We start from the raw sequence: 7,174 nt of genomic DNA on the forward strand, positions 1-7,174 counted from the left end.
ATGAACAGCACCACCGTCGGACTGCTGGTCGGTCTGCTCCTCGCACTCGCCGGAATCATGGGTGGGTTCAGCGGTTTCGTCTTCGCAGTCCTGCTCGGCGCCGCCGGTATGGCGATCGGAGCACACCGCGACGGACATCTCGACCTCGGCGCGATCCTCCGAAGCCGTGGCCGTGGCTGAGCCGTCCGATCCCAGCGCAGCGGACGATCCTGGCCTACGCGGCTCCTTGGTCATCAAGGACCGTGCGATGGCCAAGATCGCCACGGCCGCAGCGGTGAACGTCCCGGGGGTGGTCCGCCAGTCCGGTGGCTTGACTCGCCTGACAGGACGCGACCTTCCGCGAGCCGACATCTCGATGGGTAGCGACGCCGTCGCCATCAATCTCTTCCTCGCCGTGTCCTGGCCGTGTTCGGTCACCGAGTTGACCGGCCGGGTGCGAACGGAAGTCGGTCGCAGCGTCGAATCGCTGACCGGGCTTCCACTCCACGACATGAACGTGATGATCGCGGCAACCGAGGGTTCTGACGACTCCTGTGTTTCCGGCGTCGAGATCGCGGAGGGCCCGGCACAGCAGGCACTCTCGGATCCGATTCCGCCGCGTGTCCCCTCTGCGAACCCGGCGGCCGCAGTTTCGGCCGTCGTCATCGCGTGTGGTCTACTCGCACTCGCCTTCGTCGTCTCGCGCGAATGGTTCATCAACCGTGGAACTTTCGAATCGGCACCCTGGATCCGAAACTCCGTGGAGTGGACGTCTCGTCTGCACTGGCAACCGTGGCTGCTTCCGGTGGCGATCGCTGCCGTTGTGGCGGGTGTTGTCCTGATAATGTCGGCGATCAAACGCCGTGCGAAAACCCATGTCCCACTCGGGAACCCGAGCGCATCGACGGTGTGGATGCGGCCGACTGACATTGCACGTCTGTGCAGTAGCCACGCAGCGGTCGTTCCCGGCGTCGGCTCGGCTCACACCAGCGTCGACCGTAAACACGTCAAGGTTCACATCGAATCGACCGGTGGCGATCGAGCTGAACTTGCCGCAGCCGTCGACGCGGCGGTTCGGCCCCACCTCGCGATACTGCAGCGGCCACTGCAACTTTCGGTTGTCGTGCGAGAAACTGTAGTACGACGAAAGGACGCCTCGTGAACCGTTGGATCTCCGCGGTCGATCGGATCATCGTCCTCATCGTCGGAATCGCACTCCTCGCGGCGGGCGCATACGCCATCGCGTGGGACGCGGGCGCGTCGCTGATTCGAACCTGGGTGTCACGCCTCGATCGGGAGGTCCTCTTCGGCCTTCCGGAGGAGCCGTGGTGGCACTGGGTACTGTCGGGCACCTTCGTCCTCTGTGTCTTCGCCGGTTTCGGGCTGTTGTACCTGAACCTTCGCCGGCGCCGCACAAGCGCAGTCACATTGCGGCACAACGAATCCGGTACCGACGTCAGCGTGGATCTCGGACCCGTCGCAGACGGCGTAGCGGCCGAGCTCGCTCAGCTGACCGGCGTGCGGAGCACCAAGAGCAAAGCGACGGTCGATCGCGGACTGCCGACGCTGTCGATTGTCGTCACTGCAGATCCGTCGATCGACGTCGCCGGATTCACCGCTTCGGCCGAACGCATCGCCGGCGCAACCAGGCGCAGCCTCGACGGCTCAACCGTCGCAGTACAGGTTCTGCTGCACCTCGACCGGGTGGAAGCCAACAAGTAAGTAAGGAGCACGCAGGCACCCGATCACCGAACACTCGATCACAGGCCACTCGATCACAGACACAGAAAAGGCGCTCACTCCCCGAAGGGAATGAGCGCCTTTTCAGTGCTGTGAATCAGCTAGCGAGACAAGAGTCTCACTTGATGATCTTGGCAACCTTGCCGGCGCCGACCGTACGGCCGCCTTCGCGAATTGCGAAGCGCAGGCCCTCGTCCATGGCGACAGGCTGGATCAGCTTGACGGACATCTCGGTGTTGTCACCGGGCATGACCATCTCGGTGCCCTCAGGCAGCGTCACGACGCCCGTAACGTCCGTGGTACGGAAGTAGAACTGCGGGCGGTAGTTGTTGAAGAACGGGGTGTGGCGGCCGCCCTCGTCCTTCGACAGGATGTATGCCTGGCCCTCGAACTCCGTGTGGGGAGTCGTGGTGCCCGGCTTGACGACAACCTGTCCACGCTCGACATCTTCGCGCTTGATGCCACGAACGAGCAGTCCGACGTTGTCGCCGGCCTGGCCCGAGTCGAGCAGCTTGCGGAACATCTCGATACCCGTGACCGTGGTCTTGGTCGAGGTTTCCTTGATGCCGACGATCTCGACCTCTTCGTTGACGTTGACAACGCCACGCTCGATACGACCGGTGACAACGGTGCCACGGCCGGTGATCGTGAAGACGTCCTCGACAGGCATGAGGAAGGGCTTCTCGGTCTCACGAATCGGGTCCGGGATGGACTCGTCGACAGCAGCCATCAGGTCGAGAATGGACTGCGTCCACTTCGGGTCACCCTCGAGTGCCTTGAGTGCCGAGATCGGAATGACGGGGGCTTCCTCGTCGAATTCCTGAGCGGCCAGCAGTTCGCGGACCTCCATCTCGACGAGCTCGAGGATCTCGTCGTCGTCAACCATGTCGGCCTTGTTCAGGGCGACGAGGATGTAAGGAACGCCAACCTGGCGAGCGAGCAGGACATGCTCGCGCGTCTGGGGCATCGGGCCGTCGGTAGCTGCGACGACGAGAATAGCGCCGTCCATCTGAGCTGCGCCGGTGATCATGTTCTTGATGTAGTCGGCGTGACCCGGTGCATCGACGTGCGCGTAGTGGCGCTTTTCCGTCTGGTACTCAACATGCGAGATGTTGATCGTGATGCCACGAGCCTTTTCCTCGGGAGCCTTGTCGATCTGATCGAAGGCCGAAGCCTCGTTCAGGTCGGGGAATGCATCCGCGAGAACCTTGGTGATGGCCGCCGTCGTCGTGGTCTTGCCGTGGTCGACGTGACCAATGGTGCCGATGTTCACGTGCGGCTTCGTCCGCTCGAACTTCGCCTTCGCCACTTTGTGTCCTCCTGGACTGTTGTTGCTTGCCGTATGCAGCAGTGCGGTTGGTTGTTACTAGGTCGTGCTTCGTGCCGGAAGAAACCGAGGTTACTTGCCGACGCGGGCTGGGGAGCTCGCTGTGCTTACTCGCCCGTCGCCTTGGCGATGATTTCCTTCGAGACGTTCGCGGGAACCTCTGCGTAGGAATCGAACACCATGGAGAAGTTCGCTCGGCCCTGGGTCTTCGACCGCAGGTCACCGATGTAACCGAACATCTCCGAGAGCGGAACCAGCGCCTTCACGACACGGGCACCACTGCGTTCCTCCATGGCCTGGATCTGGCCACGGCGGGAGTTGAGGTCGCCGATCACGTCGCCCATGTACTCCTCGGGCGTTGTGACCTCGACAGCCATGAGCGGCTCGAGAATGACGGGGCCGGCCTTGCGGGCGGCTTCCTTCAGTGCCTGCGAACCGGCAACCTTGAACGCCATTTCCGAGGAGTCGACGTCGTGGTAAGCACCATCGAGCAGCGACAGCTTCAGGTTCACGAGCGGGTAGCCGGCGAGAACACCGTACTGCATCGCGTCCTGCGCACCGGCATCCACGGAGGGGATGTACTCGCGCGGGATACGTCCGCCGGAGACCTTGTTCTCGAACTCGTAGGTAGCACCGTCTTCGCCCACGAAAGGCTCCAGAGCGATGATGACCTTTGCGAACTGGCCCGAGCCACCCGTCTGCTTCTTGTGGGTGTAGTCGTGCTTCTCGACCTTCTTGGTGATGGTCTCGCGGTACGCAACCTGCGGCTTACCGACGTTCGCCTCGACCTTGAACTCGCGACGCATGCGGTCGACGAGGATGTCGAGGTGGAGCTCGCCCATACCGCCGATGACGGTCTGACCGGTCTCTTCGTCGAGCTCGACCGAGAAGGTCGGGTCCTCTTCGGCGAGCTTCTGGATCGCGACGCCCAGCTTTTCCTGGTCGGACTTGGTCTTGGGCTCGATGGAGACCTGGATGACCGGCGCGGGGAACGACATCGACTCGAGGACGATGGGGCTCGCCTGATCGCACAAGGTGTCACCGGTGGTGGTGTCCTTGAGGCCGATCATTGCGTAGATGTGGCCGGCTACGGCCTCGTCTACCGGGTTCTCCTTGTTGGCGTGCATCTGGAAGAGCTTTCCGATGCGCTCCTTCTTGCCCTTGGTTGCGTTGAGCACCTGAGCACCCGGATCGATACGACCCGAGTACACGCGGACGAAGGTCAGCTTGCCGAAGAACGGGTGAGCAGCGATCTTGAAGGCGAGAGCCGAGAACGGCTCGTCCTTGCTCGGCTTGCGAGTGATCTCTACTTCTTCGTCACCGAGCTTGTGGCCGATGACCTCGCCGATGTCCAGCGGGTTCGGAAGGTAGTCGATGACAGCGTCGAGCATGGGCTGAACGCCCTTGTTCTTGAACGCAGAGCCACAGAGAACCGGGTACAGCTCGGAGGCGACCGTCATCTTGCGGATGGCGCCCTTGATCTCCTCGATGGTGAGCTCTTCGCCGCCGAAGTACTTCTCCATGAGAGCTTCGTCGGACTCTGCAACCGTCTCGAGCAGCTTCTCGCGGTACTCGGCAGCCTTCTCGACGAGATCCGCGGGGATCTCCTCGATGGTCGGAGCGGTTCCCGTCGGGACCACGCCGCGCCAGGTGATGGCCTTCATCTCGACCAGGTCGACGACGCCGTCGAAGTCGTCCTCAGCGCCGATGGGCAGCTGGAGAACGAGCGGCTTCGCGCCCAAGCGGTCGATGATGGTCTGGACTGTGAAGTAGAAGTCCGCGCCCATCTTGTCCATCTTGTTGACGAAGCAGATGCGCGGAACGTCGTACTTGGCAGCCTGACGCCAAACCTGCTCGGACTGCGGCTCGACACCCTCTTTACCGTCGAAGACAGCAACTGCGCCGTCGAGCACGCGCAGCGACCGCTCCACCTCGACCGTGAAGTCGACGTGGCCGGGGGTGTCGATGATGTTGATCTGGTTGTTGTTCCAGAAGCAAGTCACGGCGGCAGACGTGATCGTGATGCCGCGTTCCTTCTCCTGCTCCATCCAGTCCGTCGTCGACGCACCGTCGTGCGTCTCACCGATCTTGTAATTGACACCGGTGTAGAACAGGATGCGCTCGGTGGTGGTGGTCTTGCCGGCATCGATGTGCGCCATGATGCCGATGTTGCGGACCTTGTTCAGGTCAGTCAGCACTTCCTGTGCCACAGGTTTCTTCCCCGCTCGTTGCTTGGTTTTCGGGTGTCGGCCTTATCGGTGTGTTCCACCGTCAGGGCCATGGTCTTTCAATTATGTCTCTGCCGAGGCGAACCTGGCCACCTGCGTCCGGAATCCGTCGCGATGATCAGGCCGCCAACGGCGACAAGCGTCGGAGCCCCACCCGATGGCAGTTGCTCCGACGCTTTACATCACCAGCGGTAGTGGGCGAATGCCTTGTTGGCTTCGGCCATCTTGTGAGTGTCTTCGCGACGCTTCACAGCTGCACCGAGGCCATTGCTGGCATCGAGGAGCTCGTTGGCGAGACGCTCGACCATGGTCTTCTCACGACGTGCACGCGAGAAGGTGACCAGCCAGCGCAGTGCCAGCGTGGTGGAACGACCGGGGCGAACCTCGACCGGCACCTGGTAGGTAGCGCCACCGACGCGGCGGCTACGAACCTCGAGTGCAGGCTTGACGTTGTCCAGGGCGCGCTTGAGGGTGACGACCGGATCGGTGCCGGTCTTCTCGCGTGCCTGCTCGAGAGCCTGGTACACGATTCGCTCTGCGGTGGACTTCTTGCCGTCCAGCAGGATCTTGTTGACGAGCTGCGTCACCAACGGGGAACCGTAAACCGGGTCGTTGATGAGCGGGCGCTTCGGAGCGGGGCCCTTACGTGGCATTAGCTCTTCTCCTTCTTGGCGCCGTAGCGGCTGCGTGCCTGCTTGCGACCCTTGACACCCTGGGTGTCGAGGGAGCCGCGGATGATCTTGTAACGGACACCCGGGAGGTCCTTCACACGACCGCCACGGACGAGCACCATGGAGTGCTCCTGAAGGTTGTGACCTTCACCGGGGATGTACGCGGTGACCTCGACCGAAGTCGTGAGGCGAACACGTGCGACCTTACGGAGCGCGGAGTTCGGCTTCTTGGGGGTGGTGGTGTACACGCGAGTGCACACGCCACGACGCTGCGGGCTGCCCTTGAGGGCTGCCGTCTTGACCTTGGCGGTCTTGTCGCGGCGACCCTTGCGGACCAGCTGGTTGATGGTTGGCATTTACCGGCTTTCTTGTGACGAACAGACTGCTCGAGCGAACTCGGGCCGTTCGAAAACGTGGCTGTTCTGAAATTAGGGATCTAGCAGTTGGAGCAAGAGAGCTGCTGCTCCTCACCCACCTCAGAGTCTGTACTCAGCACTTTCATGCCGCGCACTGCCCCCGAGGTCGGGCGTGTCGCATACCCCCACACAGGCAGCCGGATGCTCGTTCATCAGCAGTTTCTGCTCGAACGCGCGCACGGCAATACCTAGCTAGGCACACAGATCGGCCCGGGCATGCCGGACACGACCCATAACGATACCTGTCGGCGCGCCACGAGGTCAAAGCGAGGCCACGGTGATAGTGACCTCACGCTCTGACCAGAGACTCTGGCTGCACACTCAGACCACGCAGCCGGACCGGTCGCGATCAGATGCTGCGGTTCAACGTCAACGCGCCGAGCTTTGCCGCAGCCTCGCACGGATCCGCGCCGCCTTGCGGCTCGGTGACCCACCAACCGAACACTCCCCCGGCCGGTGCGCTCGCGCTCACCCCGCAGCTCTGCGGATCGGCCGGCTGGCGAACCTGGTACCCGCCACTGCCGTTGATGTCGATTTTCGCCACCACGTATCCCAGATGCTCGAATGCAGCGCGCTCGTGATCGAGGGTGCCCGTCTCGAACCAGTTGAAGGTGATCTTGATCGGACCCGCGGCTCCGATGCCGTCCCAACGGCAGATAGCGCCGAAGAACCCACGCCCGACGGCGTCGGCACCCACGGCACCGGCGATCTGCTCGTCGGTGACGGCTTCGCATTCTTGGAGGACGTTCGCGAATTCCTGGCTGTCACTACCGCCGTAGCTGCCCTCCGCACGAGGAGTCCCGGTGACCACCG

Annotated in this window: 8 protein-coding genes; 3 read left to right on the plus strand and 5 right to left on the minus strand. The window is 62.7% G+C overall.

All coding sequences use genetic code 11. The annotated features are described in order from the left end of the window. From A2J01_RS28465 to A2J01_RS28475, 3 genes are read left to right on the plus strand one after another with little or no spacing between them, the layout of a single operon-like run. Positions 1–180 carry a hypothetical protein gene (locus A2J01_RS28465; protein ID WP_003942043.1) on the plus strand — a complete coding sequence of 60 codons (180 nt, stop codon included), beginning with the start codon at positions 1–3 and terminating at the stop codon, positions 178–180. Continuing rightward, on the plus strand, positions 167–1,141 hold the full coding sequence (locus A2J01_RS28470) for an Asp23/Gls24 family envelope stress response protein (RefSeq protein WP_007728390.1): 975 nt from the start codon (positions 167–169) through the stop codon (positions 1,139–1,141). Before A2J01_RS28465 ends, A2J01_RS28470 begins: the two co-directional genes overlap by 14 nt. Next, the gene (locus tag A2J01_RS28475; RefSeq protein WP_003942084.1) at positions 1,138–1,701 is read left to right on the plus strand and encodes a hypothetical protein; all 564 of its coding nucleotides are present in this window, start codon (positions 1,138–1,140) and stop codon (positions 1,699–1,701) included. Before A2J01_RS28470 ends, A2J01_RS28475 begins: the two co-directional genes overlap by 4 nt. Before the next feature lie 136 nt (positions 1,702–1,837). Here the strand turns inward: A2J01_RS28475 and tuf are convergent, their stop codons facing one another. The 5 genes from tuf to A2J01_RS28500 form a co-directional block, all read right to left on the minus strand. Further along, positions 1,838–3,028: an elongation factor Tu gene (tuf, locus tag A2J01_RS28480; protein WP_003941926.1), complete on the minus strand. Its 1,191-nt coding sequence runs from the start codon at positions 3,026–3,028 to the stop codon at positions 1,838–1,840. Between the two features lie 125 nt (positions 3,029–3,153). Next, entirely contained in the window at positions 3,154–5,256 is a 2,103-nt protein-coding gene (gene fusA / locus A2J01_RS28485) for an elongation factor G (RefSeq protein WP_007728394.1), read from the minus strand. A gap of 200 nt (positions 5,257–5,456) precedes the next feature. Continuing rightward, entirely contained in the window at positions 5,457–5,927 is a 471-nt protein-coding gene (rpsG, locus tag A2J01_RS28490) for a 30S ribosomal protein S7 (RefSeq protein ID WP_003941856.1), read from the minus strand. Continuing rightward, positions 5,927–6,301, minus strand: coding sequence for a 30S ribosomal protein S12 (rpsL, locus tag A2J01_RS28495; protein WP_003941908.1), 375 nt, complete (start codon positions 6,299–6,301; stop codon positions 5,927–5,929). Before rpsL ends, rpsG begins: the two co-directional genes overlap by 1 nt. Before the next feature lie 409 nt (positions 6,302–6,710). Continuing rightward, entirely contained in the window at positions 6,711–7,172 is a 462-nt protein-coding gene (locus A2J01_RS28500; protein WP_064114068.1) for a DUF3558 domain-containing protein, read from the minus strand. Positions 7,173–7,174: the final 2 nt, after the last annotated feature.

The organism is Rhodococcus sp. EPR-134 (assembly GCF_001647205.1).
Classification (GTDB): domain Bacteria; phylum Actinomycetota; class Actinomycetes; order Mycobacteriales; family Mycobacteriaceae; genus Rhodococcus_F; species Rhodococcus_F qingshengii.

Coding starts and splice junctions, on each gene's coding strand:
- rpsL (WP_003941908.1), bottom strand. CDS start 6,301: ATGCCAACCATCAACCAGCTGGTCCGCAAGGGTCGCCGCGACAAGACC.
- rpsG (WP_003941856.1), bottom strand. CDS start 5,927: ATGCCACGTAAGGGCCCCGCTCCGAAGCGCCCGCTCATCAACGACCCG.
- A2J01_RS28465 (WP_003942043.1), top strand. CDS start 1: ATGAACAGCACCACCGTCGGACTGCTGGTCGGTCTGCTCCTCGCACTC.